At 70.7% G+C, this 16,516-nt stretch carries 13 protein-coding genes; 6 read left to right on the forward strand and 7 right to left on the reverse strand.

The features are described 5' to 3' along the window. Positions 1-169: 169 nt before the first annotated feature. The 5 genes from LXT23_RS24450 (at position 170) to LXT23_RS24470 (ending at position 6,681) form a co-directional block, all read left to right on the forward strand. On the forward strand, positions 170-1,282 hold the full coding sequence (locus tag LXT23_RS24450; RefSeq protein ID WP_253982692.1) for a hypothetical protein: 1,113 nt from the start codon (positions 170-172) through the stop codon (positions 1,280-1,282). A gap of 180 nt (positions 1,283-1,462) precedes the next feature. Then, positions 1,463-4,939 carry a DUF924 family protein gene (locus tag LXT23_RS24455; RefSeq protein ID WP_253982693.1) on the forward strand — a complete coding sequence of 1,159 codons (3,477 nt, stop codon included), beginning with the start codon at positions 1,463-1,465 and terminating at the stop codon, positions 4,937-4,939. Positions 4,940-5,153: 214 nt separating this feature from the next. Continuing rightward, a complete protein-coding gene (locus tag LXT23_RS24460) occupies positions 5,154-5,705 on the forward strand; it encodes a hypothetical protein (protein ID WP_253982694.1) in 552 nt (183 codons plus the stop codon). 10 nt (positions 5,706-5,715) lie between these two features. Further along, positions 5,716-5,937: a hypothetical protein gene (locus LXT23_RS24465; RefSeq protein WP_253982695.1), complete on the forward strand. Its 222-nt coding sequence runs from the start codon at positions 5,716-5,718 to the stop codon at positions 5,935-5,937. A gap of 96 nt (positions 5,938-6,033) precedes the next feature. Next, positions 6,034-6,681, forward strand: a complete 648-nt coding sequence (locus LXT23_RS24470) for a glutathione S-transferase family protein (protein ID WP_253982696.1) — start codon at positions 6,034-6,036, stop codon at positions 6,679-6,681. A 57-nt stretch (positions 6,682-6,738) separates the two neighbouring features. Here the strand turns inward: LXT23_RS24470 and LXT23_RS24475 are convergent, their stop codons facing one another. The 6 genes from LXT23_RS24475 to LXT23_RS24500 all read right to left on the reverse strand — a co-directional run bounded on the left by LXT23_RS24475 (position 6,739) and on the right by LXT23_RS24500 (position 12,574). After that, positions 6,739-8,973, reverse strand: a complete 2,235-nt coding sequence (locus LXT23_RS24475) for an RCC1 domain-containing protein (RefSeq protein WP_253982697.1) — start codon at positions 8,971-8,973, stop codon at positions 6,739-6,741. 144 nt (positions 8,974-9,117) lie between these two features. Further along, positions 9,118-9,981 (reverse strand): alpha/beta fold hydrolase, encoded by an 864-nt coding sequence (locus tag LXT23_RS24480; protein ID WP_253982698.1) that lies wholly within the window; start codon positions 9,979-9,981, stop codon positions 9,118-9,120. A gap of 158 nt (positions 9,982-10,139) precedes the next feature. Beyond that, entirely contained in the window at positions 10,140-10,325 is a 186-nt protein-coding gene (locus LXT23_RS24485) for a hypothetical protein (protein WP_253982699.1), read from the reverse strand. A 159-nt stretch (positions 10,326-10,484) separates the two neighbouring features. Further along, positions 10,485-10,760: a helix-turn-helix transcriptional regulator gene (locus LXT23_RS24490; protein ID WP_253982700.1), complete on the reverse strand. Its 276-nt coding sequence runs from the start codon at positions 10,758-10,760 to the stop codon at positions 10,485-10,487. Positions 10,761-10,852: 92 nt separating this feature from the next. Continuing rightward, on the reverse strand, positions 10,853-12,109 hold the full coding sequence (locus tag LXT23_RS24495) for a PQQ-dependent sugar dehydrogenase (RefSeq protein WP_253982701.1): 1,257 nt from the start codon (positions 12,107-12,109) through the stop codon (positions 10,853-10,855). Between the two features lie 123 nt (positions 12,110-12,232). Then, positions 12,233-12,574: a hypothetical protein gene (locus LXT23_RS24500; RefSeq protein WP_253982702.1), complete on the reverse strand. Its 342-nt coding sequence runs from the start codon at positions 12,572-12,574 to the stop codon at positions 12,233-12,235. Positions 12,575-12,684: 110 nt separating this feature from the next. On the opposite strand from LXT23_RS24500, the gene LXT23_RS24505 reads away from it, so the two are divergent. Further along, the gene (locus tag LXT23_RS24505) at positions 12,685-15,159 is read left to right on the forward strand and encodes a WD40 repeat domain-containing protein (RefSeq protein ID WP_253982703.1); all 2,475 of its coding nucleotides are present in this window, start codon (positions 12,685-12,687) and stop codon (positions 15,157-15,159) included. Between the two features lie 32 nt (positions 15,160-15,191). Here the strand turns inward: LXT23_RS24505 and LXT23_RS24510 are convergent, their stop codons facing one another. Continuing rightward, complete coding sequence (locus LXT23_RS24510; protein WP_253982704.1) at positions 15,192-16,316, reverse strand: alpha/beta hydrolase; 1,125 nt, start codon at positions 16,314-16,316, stop codon at positions 15,192-15,194. Between the last annotated feature and the right edge of the window lie 200 nt (positions 16,317-16,516).

A 16,516-nucleotide genomic window follows, 5' to 3' on the forward strand; every position in this document is an offset into this window, starting at 1 on the left:
GCCCACGAGCAGTCAGCAGACTCGGGCCTTCGGCCTTCGCGTCAGGGACCGTCCAGGCAGTCAGCCCCGCCTCTCCCGGGTAGCCCCGCGGAAGGAGGCCCCTGCTGTTTAAGGAGGGTGTCGGCAGCACCCCCGCCGAGCGCCCGGCTGGGATAGCCTGCGCGCCGCCTTGGAAACTCCCACCGCCACCGCCAGCACCGCCCGCTCCCGACTCGAGCCCCTGCTCGTGCTCGCCGGCATCTACTTCGTGCACTACCTGCTGCTGCGCACGAGCCTCCACGCAGGGCTGGAGCTGCCCGCGGCGCGCCCCTTCCGCAACTTTCCCGGCTACGTCCTCCTGGGCTGGGACGGGGAGCACTACCTGAATCTCGCCAGGACCTTCAGCTCCTACGCCTGGCCTCCGCTCTATCCGTTCGCCCTGCGCGGCGTGGAAGCGCTGCTGCCGCGCGGGGGGCTGCCGGGCGCGGCGCTGCTGGTGAACCTCGCGTCGCACGCGGCCATCGTCCTGCTCGCCTACGCCTTCGTGCGTGGCAGCCCCCGGCTTCGCGAGGTGCCGCCCTGGCTCTTCGCGGCGTTGATGCTCTTCTTCCCCGGCCACAACGTCTTCTTCGCCGCCTACACGGAGTCGCTCTTCCTCGCGCTCTCGCTTGGCGCGTGCGTCGCGTGGCAGCGCGAGCGGCTGCTGCTCGCCGCGGTGCTGGTGGGCCTGGCCCTGCTCGCGCGCAACATGGGCGTCTACCTCGGCGCGGGGCTCGTCGCGGCAGAGGTGCTGCGCGCCGTCTCCCAGCGGAAGCTCGAGCCGCGAAGGCTCCTGGCCTCGCTCGCCTGGGTGCCCTTCTTCATCGGGTGGAACCTGTGGCTGCGGTTCGTGGCCGGCACGGACCCCGTGGCGGCCACGGCCGGCTGGCAGGAGGAGCTGCTGACCGTGCACGTGCCGCCGGGCGCGAACCCGAAGCTGTGGGTGCTGCGCTACCTCATGCTGCCCGGCAAGAAGGAGGCCCTCTTCTTCTGGGCCTCGGTGGCTGCGGCCGGCTACTGCTGGGTGCGGCGGCTGCGGGTGGAGGCCCTCTACATCGTCTTCTTCCTCCTCTCCCACGCCGTCTACCTCTACCGGCCATTCCCCTTCAGCCGCTACACCTCGGTCCTCTTCCCCCTCACGCTGATGGTGGCCGATGCGCTGCGGCGCTGGCCGTCGATGCAGGCCGTCGCGCTCGCGCTCGCGGTGGCGGTCTCACATCACCACGAGGTCATTCTCTACATGAACCGTGGCGGCGAGCCGTAGGCGCGATGCAGAGGTGTGCCTGGGGGAAGCGGACGCCCAGGAGTTCCGGCTGTTTGGGGGCGAGGCAGGCAGGCGCCGGAGGCCTCGGGGCTGTCACGTGATGACACAGCCGTGTCAGCCTCACGCGGTCGGAGTCAGAACATCGGGCCCTGCTTCGTCGGGGCCTGATGCCGAGGTGCCATGACCGCAACCATTGCCAACGATATCCCTGATTTGTCGCTTCCCTTCCGCAATGGCGATGCGGCGCGTGTGTGGAATTATTGGTTTTCCCATCGCGACCTTTCCCAGTCCCCGCTCGCGGTGCACAACCCCTTCGCGGACGACTACGCGCTGGACCCGCAGCTCTGGTTCCATGCCCCCCCGGAGCTCGACGCTGAGCTCCGGACCCTGTTCGAGCCGCTCGTCGAGCGGGCTGCCCGGGGTGAGCTCGACGACTGGCGGGACACGCCCCGCGAATGCCTGGCGCTGGTGGTGCTGCTCGACCAGCTCCCCCGCAACATGTACCGGGGGACGGCCGCTGCCTTCGCTCACGATGCGCGCGCGCTCGCGCTGGCGCATGAGGCGCTGGCGCGCGGGTTCCATCGCCACCTCTCGCCCGCGGAGTCGCTCTTCTTCTTCCTCGCGCTGACGCACTCCGAGCGCCTCTCGGATGTCCGCACGGCGCTCGAGGGCATCACCGAGCTCGGCACCCGCTGCGCGCGCTCCCACCAGCGGGCAGCCCGGGGCTGGTGCGTCGGAACCCAGAAGCACCTCGACGTGCTCGAGCGCTTCGGCCGCTACCCTCACCGCAACCTGGCGCTCGGTCGCGCCAGCACGCCCGAAGAGGAGGCCTTCCTCGCCAGGCCCGAGTTCACCGCGCTCTTCATGCGCTCCCAGCAGCCACGGCCCACGACGGGGGTGGCCCCCTCGCGGCCTGGCTCCGAGCAGGCGCCCGTGGCGCACCGCCCGCCCCGGGCGAAGCTGAAGCTCCTCGCGCTCCACGGGTTTCGTCAGAATGGCGAAGTCTTCCGGGCCCGCGTGCGGAAGCTGCGGCACGCGCTGGAGGACCTGGCCGACTTCACCTTCGTCACCTCACCGCACGTCTACTCGCCCCAGGGCGAGACGCGCGCCGCCACGCTCGCCGCCTTCGGAGCGGTTCCCGAGTACCCCACCCAGCGGGTGTGGTGGATGTCCTCCGAGGACAACAGCGAGTACGAGGGGTTCGACGCCTCGGTGGCCTTCCTCGAGAACGTGTTCCGCGAGCAGGGGCCCTTTGACGGTGTCGTGGGGTTTGCCCAGGGCGGCACGCTCGCCGCCGTGCTCGCGGCCATGCAGCCGCATCCGACGCTCTCCTTCCGGTTCGCCATCTGCATCTCTGCGTTTCCGTCGCGAGCCCGGGCGCACGAGCGGTACGTGCAGCCGCGGAGCATCCAGGTGCCCGCGCTGCACGTGCTCGGCCTCCGCGACATCCTGGTCACCCCGGACCGCTCCCTCCAGCTGTTCGAGGCCTTCGACCCGTCGGCCGCCACCCTGGTGCAGCACCCCGGGGGCCACTTCGTGCCGGGCGCGTGGCCCTTTGCGGACATGCGCGCGTTCGTGGAGCGCTTCGTCCGCTCCGACGCTCCCAGCGGCGAGGCGCCGTCCGTGGCCGAGCCGCCAGCGCCTGCCCAACCGGAGCCGGAGGACGGCGGCTCGCTGCTCGGGCTCGCGCGCGAAGCCCTGGCCGTCGCGTCACGTGTTCCGCGCTCGCCCATCGACGTGCCGCTCGTGCAGAACCTCCTGCACGAGATGGCGACCCAGGGCCGCTGGCGCGAGCTGCGGCAGCTGGCGGTGCACGCGCACTCGCTGCGGCGTGACGAGGATGAGGCCCACCCGGAGTCGTCCGACCTCGTCGTCGTGCACGAGGAGATTGTCGAGCTGTTCGCGCGTCAGCTCACCCAGGACCTCGCGGCGGCGGCGAGCGTCATCCGCAAGCGGCCCGGGGCAGGCCCGTCGGAGCGTGAGGCGGAGTACCTCCGGCTGTTCGAGCGCCATGGGGTGCTCCCGGCAAATGGCCCCACGGACGCCGAGCGCTGGCCGTCGCTGTGTGCGCGCGAGGCGCCACGGGTCAACAACCACGCCGACAAGCAGTGCCGGCTGGGCAAGGACATCGCCGTGGAGCTGTTCCGGCAGGAGGCCATGGTCGCCTTCATCGACGAGGTCGAGCGCGAGCGGCTCGCCCGGGGCGACGCTGGCGACCTCCCGGCGCCAGCGGTGGACAACCCCGCGCGCCGGCGCCGGCTGCAGCCGTATGACCGGGAGACGTTCGCCCGGCGCCTCTCGTATCAGCGCTACCGGCAGGTGCTAGCGTTGCTTTCCGAGGTGCTCGCCGCCATGGACCCGGGCCGCACCCGGGAGCAGCTGCACCAGCTGCGGTCGAGCCGCGAATACACGCCCCAGCACATCATCGCCGGGAGCACCCAGCCCCTCTCCCCGGCAGTCACCGAGCCCGAGCCCGAGCCCGTCGTGCCCTGCTCGCTCGTCGAGCTCGGCCCCCTGCTGACGCACCTTCGGGAGAACCTCGGCGTCAGCCAGCAGACCGCGTTCAGCAAGGGAACGCTGACGACTGACGGGCGGCTCGACCTGTGCAAGCAGGTCGTCGGTCCCGGCGGCATCCGGCCCCTGCTGGACGCGATGCGCTCCACCCAGCGCGTCAAGCGCCTCCTGCTCGGCAACAACATCGTAGGGGATGGCGGGGCGGCGGCCATCGCCGAGTTCCTGCGTGAGCGCAAGGACTCGCCACTGGAGTGCTGGTACATCGCCGGAAACCAGATTGGCCCCGAGGGGATTTCGCACGTCTGCGACGCCCTCATGCAGGACTCGAAGGTCACCTCGCTGTGGCTCAAGCGCAACCCGCTGAAGGCCGCCGGGATGCGGCCGCTGGCCGGGTTGCTGCGCCACAACCGCACCCTCGCCGTGCTCGACCTGGTCAACTGCGGCCTGCTCGACGAGGGGCTCGAGGTGCTGCTGGGCGCGTTGATGGGGCAGGGCGCCAACAAGACGCTCAAGCACCTGTACCTCGGGACCAATGGAATCACGGCGGCGTCGGCGCCGCGGATTGCACGGTTCCTGCGTGAGGACTGCGCGCTCGAATCGCTCTACCTGTCCTGCAACCGCCTCGGCGACGAGGGCGTCGCGCAAATCGCCGAGGGCCTCGCGGCCAACCGGTCCCTCACCCGCGTGTCGCTGGCGTCCAACCGCGTGGGCCCCCAGGGGGCCGCGGCGCTGGCGGAGGCGCTGACCGGGCATCCGTCGATTGCGCTGCTCGACCTCGGGTTCACCAAGGCGACGGTGGCCGTCGGCGAGCTGGGCAACTTCATCGGCGATGACGGGGCGCGGGCGCTCGCGCGGATGCTCAAGCACAACACGGCGCTGCGCTCACTCGACCTGCTCCACAACTTCATCTCGCAGGTGGGGGTCAACCATCTGCGCGATGCGCTCACCGTCAACGACACGCTCGTCACGCTTCAGTTGACGCAGTTCGGCCGCGTGCACAACGAGCCGGGCAAGGAGGAGATTCGCGCCGCGCTCGAGCGCAACCGTGCGCGCATCCCGCTCGACCGGCGGGAGCACGTCGCCAGGATCGACCTGCCGGACCACATCACGGAGATCTACAGCGTGTACCGCACGCACGGGTGAGCGCCCCCCCCAAGGGGGTATCCGCTCCGCGCTTCAGCCGGGACGACACCTTCCCTGAGACAGCGGGCATCAGGCACCTGGACGGTGAGCGTGAGCGCGCGCGGCCGGCCCTGGCGTCGGACTTCCGTGCGGCGCTCCGGGCCGGCGCATTCCTGGCCGACCCCGGACAGGCCCGGTACCCTGCGCACCCCTCTGTCGCGAAGGAGCGCACCCGGTGTCCACCCGTAGAACGACCTCCAGCACCCGCAACGCCACCGTCAGCGCCATGCTCGACCCGGCCCTGAGCAGCGCGCGTGACGCGCTCCAGTCCTTCCTCGAGAAGGCCCTGCGCGCCCAGTTCGGCGCCGACTGGCAGGCGACGCTGGAGCGTGACCGGCTGGCGCAGGGCCGCCCCGCGAGCGAGCGCTGGGACTGGGGAAGCATCAGCTACCGCCTGGGGCACTTCCGCTCTCCGCAGGCCACCGGCAGCGGCGTGGTCACCGAGTCTGTCGTCGCGCTCGCCCGGCTGGCCAAGGCCTACCGCAACCTCTTCCAGCACGAGGAGCTCACGGACGCGCAGGTGCGCCACGCCATGGAAGGGCTCGCGCTGCTCCAGGAGGCGCTGAACAACAAGACGCGCGCGGCCGAGGCGCGCGCCGCGCTCGAGGTGTGGGCGGGCCCGGCCCGCGCCGCGAAGCGCCCGTCGCGCAAGGCCCCGGCAGCCGCGAAGCGAGCCAAGCCCGCGGCGAAGAAGAAGGCACCGAAGGCGAAGAGCGCCCGACGCTAGTGGCAGTCACATGCTGAAACGAACTTTCCTGAGCGCCCTGTTTGCATTCTTCGGAGCCATCACCGGACTCGTCGTCTGCGCGCTGCTGACACCGATATTCTGGAGGCTCGAAGGCCCGCTGGGTCTCGAGCTTGCCGGTCACTCGGGTCCGGCCGAGGGGTTGCTGATTGGCTTTGCGGCCGTCTCTGCCTTTGTGGGATTCACCGTCGCCTTCAGGCGTAGACGGACTTGACCGGGGCCTGCGGCAGGGAGCGTCAAGGCTCCGAGACGCACCCCTCACTTCGAGAAGGCGCTCGAACGTCTCCGCGCCAGGCAGTAGCGTGGCTCCGTGCTCAAACTGCACCACCTCGTGAACTCCCGCTCCCATCGCGTCCTCTGGCTCCTGGAGGAGCTGGGGCTCGACTACGAGCTCGTCATCTACCCTCGCGACCCTAAGACGAACCTCGCGCCTCCCGAGCTCAAGGCCATCCATCCGCTCGGCAAGTCCCCGGTCCTCGAGGACGATGGACGGGTGCTCACCGAGTCCGGAGCCATCATCGACTCCGTCGTGCGCCGCCATGGTCGCGGGCGGCTCGCGCCCGCGCCGGACTCGGCCGAGTACGACACCTACGTGCATTGGATGCACTATGCCGAGGGCTCGGCCATGCTGCCCCTCATGCTCAGCCTGTATGTGGGGCGTCTGGGCGAGGCGGGCGCGCCGCTCATGCCTCGCATCTCCAGCGAGGTGAAGAACCATCTCGGCTACATCTCGGGCGCGCTCGGGGAGCGGGACTACCTGGTAGGCAGCAGCTTCAGCGCCGCTGACATCCAGATGAGCTTCGTGCTGGAAGCGGCGCGGCCCACGGGAGCCCTGGAGTCCTTTCAATCCCTTCCCAACCTCGGCGCCTATCTCGAGCGGTTGCACGCCCGCCCCGCCTATCAGCGCGCGCTTCAGCGAGGCGGGCCCCTCAACCCGGGCGGCATGATCAAGCGGTGACCGCTCACGCGAGCTTCCGCCCCCCCTCCGGACGTCGGGGGGGGCGGGCGTCGATTATCAGAGGGGGTAGGGGACCATCCGGATGTCCTCGGTTCCCGTCCCGAGCTGTCCGGAGGAGTTGGAGCCCCAGCCCCACAGGACGTCGTTCGCACGAAGCGCCATCGAGTGGTATTCGCCCGCGGCCAGGCCCGTCGCATCGATGATGTTCGGGACCTGCGCGGGAGCGCTCTGGCTGGAGGTGAAGCCATCGCCGAGCTGCCCGCTGGCGTTGTATCCCCACGACCACACCGTGCCGTCATTCTGGAGCGCGAGGGTGTGGGAACCCCCGGCAGCCACCGCCACGCAGTCCGTGAAGTTCAGCGCCTGCACGGGTGACGACGACCAGGCGAAGGAGCCGTCACCGAGCTGGCCATAATAGTTCTCGCCCCAGCCCCACACCGTGCCATTGGACTTGAGCGCCACCGTGTAGCCGCGTCCCACCGACACGGAGACGACGGAGGTGAGGCCTGGCACCTGGCCGGGCGTGAAGCGCGAGCTGGTGTTGCCGTCGCCGAGCTGGCCCAGGTTGTTGCCGCCCCAGGTCCAGACGGTGCCATCGGCCTTGAGCGCCACGGAGAAGTGGCTGCCCGCCCCCACGGCGATGACGCCGGTGAGCCCGGGGACCTCCGCCGGAGTCGAGCGCCAGGTCGTCGTTCCGTCACCCAGCTGGCCGTAGCCGTTCGCGCCCCACGCCCACACGGTGCCACCGGCCCGGAGCGCCAGCGTGTGACTGCCCTTGCCCGCCACCGCGATGACGTCCGTGAGGCCCACGGCCTGGACGGGGGAGGCGTGCGCCGTGGTGGTTCCAGTCCCCAGCTCGCCATTCGCGTTGCTCCCCCAGGACCACAGGGTGCCGTCGGCGAGGACCGCCATGGACCGCTCCGTCCCCGCCGCGATGAAGGTGACGTTCGCGAGCCCCGCCACCTGTGCGGGCACCGTCCGCGGGTTGGGGGTGGGGGTTCCATCGCCCAGCTGGCCAGAGGTATTGAAGCCCCACGTCCAGACGGTCCCGTCCGACTTCAGGCCCACGGAATGGTTTCCCCCGCCCGCCATGGACGCCCCCGTGAAGAGCGAGGGGGCCGGGCTCAGGAAGTTGGTGGGGACCCCATCGCCCAGCTGGCCCGCATAGTTGTTCCCCCAGACCCACAGGGTCCCGTCGGGTTGGACGGCCAGGGAATGGGACTCCCCTCCCGACAGGATGCTCGCGCCGGAGAGGCCCTGGACTTGAACCGGGAGTGTGCGGGTGGTCGTCGTCCCGTCGCCGAGCTGCCCATAGTTGTTATAGCCCCATGCCCAGTGGCGGCCATCGCTCGTGGCCGCCAGCGTGTGACCGTCCCCCGCCCCCAGGCGCACGACATCCGAGAGCCCCAGCACCTGCGCGGGCGTCGGCCGCCGGGTGGTGGTCCCATCGCCCAGCTCCCCGGAGAAGTTCATGCCGCAGCCCCAGACGGTGCCATCGCCCTTGAGCAGGAAGCCGCTGGCGCCTCGCAAGGCCACGGCAACCACGGAGGTGAGGCCCGAGACCTGCGCGGGCGCCAGCTGCTGGGAGGTGGTGCCGTTACAGAGCATGCCCGTGCCGTTGGAGCCCCACCCCCACGCCGTGCCATCCGCCTTGACCGCCATGGAGGAGCCGCTGGCCGCGGACAGGTCCACCACGCCCGTGAGCCCCACCACCTGGACGGGCCTCAGGCGCCGCAGCCGCGTGCCATCGCCGATGCCGTCGTAGCTGTAGCCCCAGGCCCACACCGTCCCGTCTGACTTGAGCGCCAGGGAGTGCTCGGCGCCCGCCACCACGGACGTGACGCCCGTGAGGCCCGATACCTGCACGGGCCTCAGCCGCTGGGTGGTGGTGCCGTCGCCGAGCTGCCCCTGGGAGTTGAGCCCCCAGGCCCACACCGTGCCGTCCGACTTGACCGCCAGCGAGTGGGAGCGTCCCGCCGCCACGGACACCATGGAGGTGAGCCCGGAGACCCTCACGGGCGCGAGCCGGTTGAAGGTGGTGCCGTCCCCGAGCTGACCGTTGGCGTTGTACCCCCAGGCCCACACCGTTCCATCCAGCTGGAGGCCCACCGAATGGAGGCGACCGGCCCGCGCCATCTTCCAGACCGGCGAGGCCAGGGCCGCGGGGGCCACCTCCGGGGCGCTCGCCGCTTCCGCCTCCTGCACAGGGCCCGAGCAGCCGGCCAGGAACCACAGACACAGCAGCAAGCCCACCGGCGCGCGGCCGGTCAGCCTCCCAAGCATCCCTCGCATGATGTCCTTTCGGGTTTCCACGAGAAGGGGAAACCAGACGGCATCAGTAATAGCATGGCGGGAGCCTGCTCAGGCAGCAGCCCGGGGACACTCACTCGGGCAACGCGCTGTGTCTGATGAATCTCCATTTGGTAGGGAATGTGCTCAACGAATGCCCACGGTCTCGATGTGGCCCAGGAGCGCCGCCGCGAGCGGGGGCACGACGGCACGTGGAATGGCGTGTCCCATCCCGTCGATTCGCACCAGGGTCGAGCGCGGCAGGGTCGCCGCGAGGAACCGCGAGTTGGACTCGGGGTTGGTGGGGTCCTCTGGGGTGGCGATGACGAGCGTGGGCACGGTGACGTGCGCGAGCTCCGCCCCACGCGCCAGCCCGGAGGGGTCGGCCCGCGCATGGGCAGTCGACGTGTCGTGACGGCCGGCGTGGGCGATGATGCGCCGCTCGAGTGCGCGGAACTCCTCGGCGTCGAAGGGAATCACCTTGCCGTTGAGCCTGCGCCAGTTCTCGACCCGCCATTCAATCTGCGCCTCGCGCTCCCGCGGCTCGAACATCTGGCCCCAGAACGCGTACAGCTCAGGGGCGATGGGGGCGCGCGCCGTCACGTTGGCGCGGGCGGGCGCGCCTTCGAGGGCGGGCGCCCCGAGGACCGTCGCGCTGAGCAGCCGCTCGGGATGGGCGACCAGGAGCCACTGCACCAGAAACCCTCCCAGCGACAGGCCTACGACGTGCGCACGCTCGATGCCGAGCGCATCGAGGATGGCCAGTGCGTCCTCGGCCATCCGGGTGGCGGAGTAGGGGACCCTGTCGAAAGCCCAGGTGGATGCGCCTGTGTCCCGGTGGTCATAGCGGATGACCCGGTGCTTCCGGGCCAGCGCGTCCACGAGCGCGTCGGGCCAGACCAGCCCCGAGGCGGTGGAGCCCATGATGAGCAGAATGGCGGGAGCATCCTCCGGACCCCGTGACTCGACCCAGAGCGAGACTCCCTCGGCGACCTCGATGAAGCGTTCCATGGTCCCAGCTTCGCAGGCCCGCACGCGGAGGGGCTCATTTCCTTCACACCCGCTTCGCCACCACCGCGTCCAGACCGTCCTGGACGCGGTGACTCGGCTGGAGTCGGTGGTCCGCGCTTCGACCGGGCCGACCCGTGCTGCCCTTCGTGAGCGGTGGCTCAGTTGCCCGCGTAGGCAGACATATTGCTGCCCGGGTAGCCGCCGGTGCCGGACCAGGTGGAGGGCAGCGTCACGAGGCCCGGCTGCACCTTGTAGGAACCGGTGCCGCTGGTGTGTCGCCAGTAGACGTCACCCCCGCCGGTGGGGCTGAGCACGGCCAGCCAGTACGTCGTGCCCGCCGTCACCGCCTGTGACGTGAGGGTGCAGACATTCCAGGCACCAGGGGTGACTGTCGCGATGGTGCAGCTGTGCAGCAGCGCGCCGGGCGTCCCGCTCCCATTCCCATGAACTCACGCGTCCCCGCATCGAGAGGCTGTCCTGGCGCCGTCCGCGGCCCGGTCTGCTCAGAGCGCGGCGAAGATGTCGTCAATCGTGGCGCGCATCGACTTCGAGCTCCGCACGCGGAACGTCGACTCGGTGAGGCGCGCCGACTCGATGCGGTCGACGCGGAGCATGCGCACGGCCCCTCGCAGGTGGTCCCAGCCGAGCAGGAACCAGGCGGGCCAGCTGAGCAGGAGGTAGTGCGGCTCCACGACGCGCACCGTGCTCACGTCGTGCGCGCGGTAGGTCCGCTCCAGCGCGCGTTGCTCGAAGAACGACTCCTGGATGGGGCGGAGCACCGAGGGGCCTTGAGGCTCTCGGGGCACGAGCGAGGAAATAGAAGCGGAGAGGTTCCCGCTGGCTGTGGGCGGCCCGCCTGGTGCGCCGGGACTCAGCGCGGCGTGAGCTTGAGCAGCTTGCCGTTGGTGGCGTCGGTCAGCAGGTAGAGCGCTCCGTCGGGTCCCTGCACCACCTCGCGGATGCGCGCGCCCAGCTCCGCCAGGAGCCGTTCCTCGCCCACCACGCGGTCATTCCTCATCATCAGCCGCACCAGCGCCTGGCTGGACAGCCCTCCGATGAAGATGTCGTTGCGCCACTCGGGGAACAGCTCCCCGGTGTAGATGGTCATCCCCGAGGGGGAAATCACAGGGTCCCAGTAGTACACGGGCTGCTCCATGCCCGGGCCCTGGGGACTGTCGTGCAGAGGCGCGCCCGAATACTCCTCGCCATACCCGATGGTGGGCCAGCCATAGTCCTTGCCCGCCTCGGGACGGTTGAGCTCGTCACCCCCGCGTGGCCCCATCTCCACCGTCCACAGGCGCTGCTGGCCGTCGAGCGCCGCCGACAGGATGTTGCGGTGGCCCACCGACCAGATCTCCGGCCTGGCTCCGGCGGTGTTCACGAACGGGTTGTCCTGGGGCACCGAGCCGTCGGGATGGATGCGGACCACCTTGCCGAAGTGGCTCTTCACGTCCCGGGCCTGCACCCGGCCCTCGAGAACGGACCGCTCGCCGAGCGTGACGAACAGCTTGCCGTCGGGGGCGAACACCAGCCGGCCTCCCGCGTGCAGCGTCGACTCCAGGGTGGGCATCATGCGGAAGATGACCTGCACGTTCTCCACGCGCGGCTGTGCGCCCTCGACGAGCTTCGCGCGCGCCACGGCCAGGCCGTTGCCGCCCTGGCGCGGCTCGTAATAGGTCCAGTAGATGAGCTGGCTCTGGGCGTAGTCGGGACCGACCTCCACGTCGAGCAGGCCGCCCTGGCCCCGGCCATCCACGCGAGGCAGGCCCGCGACGGCGGGAGACTTCGCGCCCTGGGGCGTGACGATGTAGAGCGAGCCGGTGGGCTTCTCCGTCACCAGCATGCGCTGGTCCGGCAGGAAGGCGATGGCCCAGGGGTTCCTGAAGCCCGAGGCAAGCTCGGTGACCTGGAAGGCCGTCTTCGTCTGGATGGCCGGGACGCGCGTCTGCCCGGGGAAGGCCGGCTGGAACTCGGGCACGTTGGGAGGGCCCGTCGGCACCGGAGGGCCGCTGGGAAGGGGCTCTTCCGGCGTGACGCCCGCGTCTTCGGGGGTTTGCGTGGGGCCAGAGGACTGGCTGCAGGCCGACAGGAGGGCGGCGACGATGAGGGGCATCGACGAGGTGCGCATGAGGCTCTCTCCACGGGGGATGGACCGCTGGGAAGCGGTCATACTCCCAGCGAGGCGTGAACGACGAGTGCCCGGACCCCGAAGCCCCGAAGGCAGCTCACTCCGGGGCCACGGGCTCGTGCGTCAGTTCCAGGTCACGGTCGCGGTGTCGGTCGACACCACGCGGCCGTGGCAGAAGGCCTGGAAGCTCCAGCGCGATGCACGGCTCGGCCTCCACCACGTGTCCCAGCCGGTGGAGATGGGAATCGCGAGCGAGCCTTCGATGGCGTACAGGTCCACGCTCCCGTTGGCAACGGGGGTGCCCCAGCCGTTGTAGAAGACGCCGATGTGCACGTTCGTGCCGTTCGACACGGTGAGGCCCCTCGTCCAGGCAATGGACGTATTGGGCTGCACACGCACCTGGAGGGACGTGTAGTTGGAGGGACAGTCGACCGCGGCGGCCTCCGGCGCGGAAGCGACCGCCATCAGGCCCCACGGAGGCCTGAATCGGGTTCAGGGGGCGCCCCGCCCATTGAACGCGGGAGAGGGTCACCGCGAGAATGCGCCCCCTCGCGCCTCGCGGCGAAGGAGCCACCATGTCCCACGACCTCGCATCCCTCACCGAGCTCTCGACCCTCGAACACCTCGTGAGCACCCAGGGCGTGGAGGCGCTGCTCGCCGCCCTGGACTCTGCGCTCGCCCAGACGCCCGACGACGCCCGCGTGCCGCGGGAGGACGGGCCCACGGTGGGTCCGAAGACGCTGCGCGTCCTGCGCAAGGCCGTCGCGCTCGACGCCGCCTTCCTGCGCGCGCACCCCGAGGCCCTCTTCCAGTGTCTCTACAACCGGCTGCGCTGGTACGACGCGCCCGACGCCGCCGCGCACTACTCCGGGGAAGGCGCGAAGCCCTGGAGCGACCCGGAGGCGCACCTGTACGCGCTGGCGGCGCAGTGGCGACGGCAGCGTGAAGCGGCGGGTGGCGCGCCCTGGGTGGAGTCCCTGCTGCCGCTGCGCGGCGCCCTCGAAGGCGCGGACGAGGTCCTCTGGCACGACTCCCAGGTGCTGTGCGCGGCGTTCGACCCGTCAGGGACGCGGCTGGCCACCGGCTCGTGGTCGGATGGCCACAACGTGCGCGTCTGGGACGTGGCCACCGCCCGGAGCCTCGTGGTGATGGCGGGCCACGAGGGCGAGGTGCGAGGGATTGCCTGGAGCGCGGACGGCAAGCGCCTGGCGTCGGGCTCGAGGTCCCACGACGCGCGCATCTGGGACGCGGAGACGGGGGCGCAGCTGCATGAGTTCACCGGCCAGGAGGGCCGGGTGACGTCGGTGGCCTTCAACCCGGAGGGGACGCTGCTCGCGGTGGGCAACCTCGGCTGGCAAGTCCACCTGTACGACGTGGCCTCGGGCAAGAAGGTCCACACGCTCCAGGGGCACGAGCAGTCGGTGCTGAGCGTGGCCTTCCATCCCTCGGGACGCTGGCTGGCCTCGGGTGCCTCGGACAGCACGGTGCGCATCTGGGACGTGGAGACGGGGGCGCAGGTGGCGCGGCTGGACTCCGGTACGTCCGTCGGCACGGTGGCCTTCAGCCCGGATGGCGAGTGGCTGGCCTGGGCGGACCTGGACGGCGTCGCCCTGGCGCAGACGCAAGGCTGGAAGCGGATGGAGGGCTTGAAGGGGGAGGGGCGCTACTCCCAGGTGAGCTGGCTGGGGAACTCGCGCCTGGGCCTGCTCCGGTATGACCGGCTGGAGGTGCTGGTGCCAGGCGACGGCGTCACGCTGTGGACGCGTCCCTATGCCTCGGATGGCCATGAGCGCGGCGCGGCCTTCTCTCCGGACCTGAAGCACTTTGCCCTGACGGCCGCCGACGGCGGCGTGCTCCTGGGCGAGCTCCACGCGCCCGTGCCGCCCTCCCTGCTGGCCGAGCATCACCGTGTGCGCAGCCTCTCGGGGCGCGCGGAGGGGAGCCTCGCCATCGCCAGGCGGTTCTACGGGGCCTTCGCCATCGATGCCCGGGGCCAGGTGCGGGAGCTGCCCGCCGACACCAACGACTCCGGCCTGCAGCCGTGGCGCTTCAGTCCGGACGGCGCCCTGGCCGCATACCCCGTCCAGCACTTCCACGAGGATTCTCGCAGGCGGGGTGTCCAGGTGGTCGACGTGGAGCGCCTCGCGCCGGTGCGGGAGCTGTCCGTGCCTCCGCTGGAGGGGCGCGATGCGTCGAAGAAGCCGACGCTGGAGCTGCCCATGGCCTTCTCACCGGACGGGCAGTGGCTGGCCGCGGTCATCGAAATCGGCGTGGTGCGGGTGTGGCGCGTCGCGGACGGGACGTTGCGGCACACCCTGCGAGGGCCGGCGACGCCCGTCTCGCTGGTGGAGTTCACGCCCGACGGGGCGTACGTCGTCTCGGGCTACGCGGAGGACTCCCGGCTCATGCTGCACGACCTGGGCACGGGGGCGCTGGTGCTCGACACCCAGGCGCTGCTGAAGCCCGCGCGGGCGTACGGGGCGGCGGCCCGCGCGCCCCGCCTCGCCGTGGGCCGGGCCTCGGGGGAGCTGGAACTCTTCGACCTGCCCGCGGGCGCCCGGCGCGTCCTCCAGGTCTCCGAGAAGCCCGTCATCGCGGTGCGGCTGTCCGACGATGGCAGCCGGGTGGCCGCGTGCAGCCTGGACGCGCGCGTGCGCCTCTTCGACGCGGGGACGGGGCGGCTCCTGTACGAGGTGCCGCACCCGACGCTGCCGTTCTCGGTGGCCATGGAGGGGGATTGGCTGCTCACCCGCTCCAATGACCAGACCACGCGCTTCTTCGACCTCGCCACGGGGGCGCCTGGCGCCGTGATTCAGGGCAGCGCGGATCCCGAGGAGGTGGCGCGTCGCGAGTACTGGGAGGTGCTGGGGGAGGGCCCCGTCGCCTTCCATCGCCGGATGGACCCCGTGCCCATGGCGCACTTCCCGGACGTGCTGGAGGAGGACGTCATCCTGCGCGACGGGCTCGTCGTGGCCCGGGGCCGTACCCTGCGGGACTTCCTGTACGTGTTGCGGCTTCACGACGCCCCGGGTGGGGCATTCAAGCGGTGAGCGCAACAGGACTGGCGCTCTCTTGCCGAGCACTACGCGCCGGGGGTCCAGCGCATCGCCAGGTTGTGCAGCATGCGCAGGTGCCGCTCGTGGAAGTCGTCCGAGTGCCCGCCCTCGAAGACCTGGTGCCGGAAGGGAATCCCGAAGGACTCGAGTGCGCGGTCGAACGCCTCCGCGCCGAGGAAGGTCTCCTGGCTGCCCCGGTCCATGTAGAGCAGGTCCAGCGTGCGCAGCGCGGCATGGTGCCGGGGCAGCAGCGTGAGCGGGTCCTCCTCCAGCCACCGCCGCCACACCGGGTCGTCGTCGAGTCCACTCTGGAACGGCAGCTCGAGGAAGAGCGGGGAGCGGGTCTGTGCGGGCGAGAACACGGCGGCCTTGGCGTAGATGGACGCCACCGTCCAGTCCTCCTCGAACGGGTACAGCGCCATGAGCTCCCGGGCGTCGCGTGCCACGGGCTTGTTCGCCAGCGCGTCACGGTACAGCCTCCTGCGCTGCTCGAGCGACAGCGGGCTCGCGCTCAAGGTGCCGACGCTCGAGAACAGGCCCGGGTATTTCATGGCCAGCTTGATGGCGCCGTGCCCGCCCATGGAGAAGCCGGCAATCGCGCGCCACTTTGCCTCGGCACGCGTCCGGTACCGTGCGTCCACGGCGCCCACGATTTCACGGGCCACGTATGTCTCGAAGTCGCCTGTTGTTGGCGAGCGTGTGTAGTAGCTCCCACCCAGCGAGGTCGTCCCGTCCACCGCGACGACGATGTGCTCCGGAAGCTCGCCTGCTTCCATCTGGTGGAACGCGGCGCGCTGCACGCCCACGTAGCCCAGGTGCCCGTGCTCCCGCGGCCCCAGGCCATGCAGCAGGTACACCACCGGAAACCTGCGCTCGGGGGCATGGAAGTACGAGGGCGGAAGCAGCACGCCCAGCTCCCGTGTCCGTGAGTCCCCCAACAGATTTCCGTCGAGGGCGCGGCTGTCGAGCCGCACGTATTCCAGGTGCCGTGGCAGCGCTGCATCGCCCCGGATGAAGGCCAGGGGCGGCACGCCCCGCCCCGAGCCCTGCTCCGCATCGGCCAGCGCGTTCGAGACACGGACCAGGGCGAAGGGCAGCATGGCGAGTGTCATTCCCAGGGCGGTGAGCGCAAGTGCGATGCGGCGCGACATCTGTGCCTCCTCAACTGGGGAAGCAGCGTCTGCGAAGCGCATGCCGTCGTCGTGCACCCGTCGCCCGCTGCTCGCCGCCCACCGCGGCCATGGTGGATTGCCATGCGCTGGCTTGCAAGATGCGGCTGCCGATACCTGGTGGCCGTTGAGCAATGTCGGTGACAGGCCGGCCAGGCAGCGGCGGGTTCACCTGGAGCCCC

The organism is Pyxidicoccus xibeiensis, from assembly GCF_024198175.1.
Lineage (GTDB): Bacteria > Myxococcota > Myxococcia > Myxococcales > Myxococcaceae > Myxococcus > Myxococcus xibeiensis.

Excerpts from the sequence above, each read along its gene's own strand:
- LXT23_RS24510 (WP_253982704.1), bottom strand. The coding sequence starts at position 16,316 with ATGTCGCGCCGCATCGCACTTGCGCTCACCGCCCTGGGAATGACACTC.
- LXT23_RS24505 (WP_253982703.1), top strand. The coding sequence starts at position 12,685 with ATGTCCCACGACCTCGCATCCCTCACCGAGCTCTCGACCCTCGAACAC.
- LXT23_RS24500 (WP_253982702.1), bottom strand. The coding sequence starts at position 12,574 with ATGGCGGTCGCTTCCGCGCCGGAGGCCGCCGCGGTCGACTGTCCCTCC.
- LXT23_RS24465 (WP_253982695.1), top strand. The coding sequence starts at position 5,716 with ATGCTGAAACGAACTTTCCTGAGCGCCCTGTTTGCATTCTTCGGAGCC.
- LXT23_RS24455 (WP_253982693.1), top strand. The coding sequence starts at position 1,463 with ATGACCGCAACCATTGCCAACGATATCCCTGATTTGTCGCTTCCCTTC.
- LXT23_RS24480 (WP_253982698.1), bottom strand. The coding sequence starts at position 9,981 with ATGGAACGCTTCATCGAGGTCGCCGAGGGAGTCTCGCTCTGGGTCGAG.
- LXT23_RS24475 (WP_253982697.1), bottom strand. The coding sequence starts at position 8,973 with ATGCGAGGGATGCTTGGGAGGCTGACCGGCCGCGCGCCGGTGGGCTTG.
- LXT23_RS24495 (WP_253982701.1), bottom strand. The coding sequence starts at position 12,109 with ATGCGCACCTCGTCGATGCCCCTCATCGTCGCCGCCCTCCTGTCGGCC.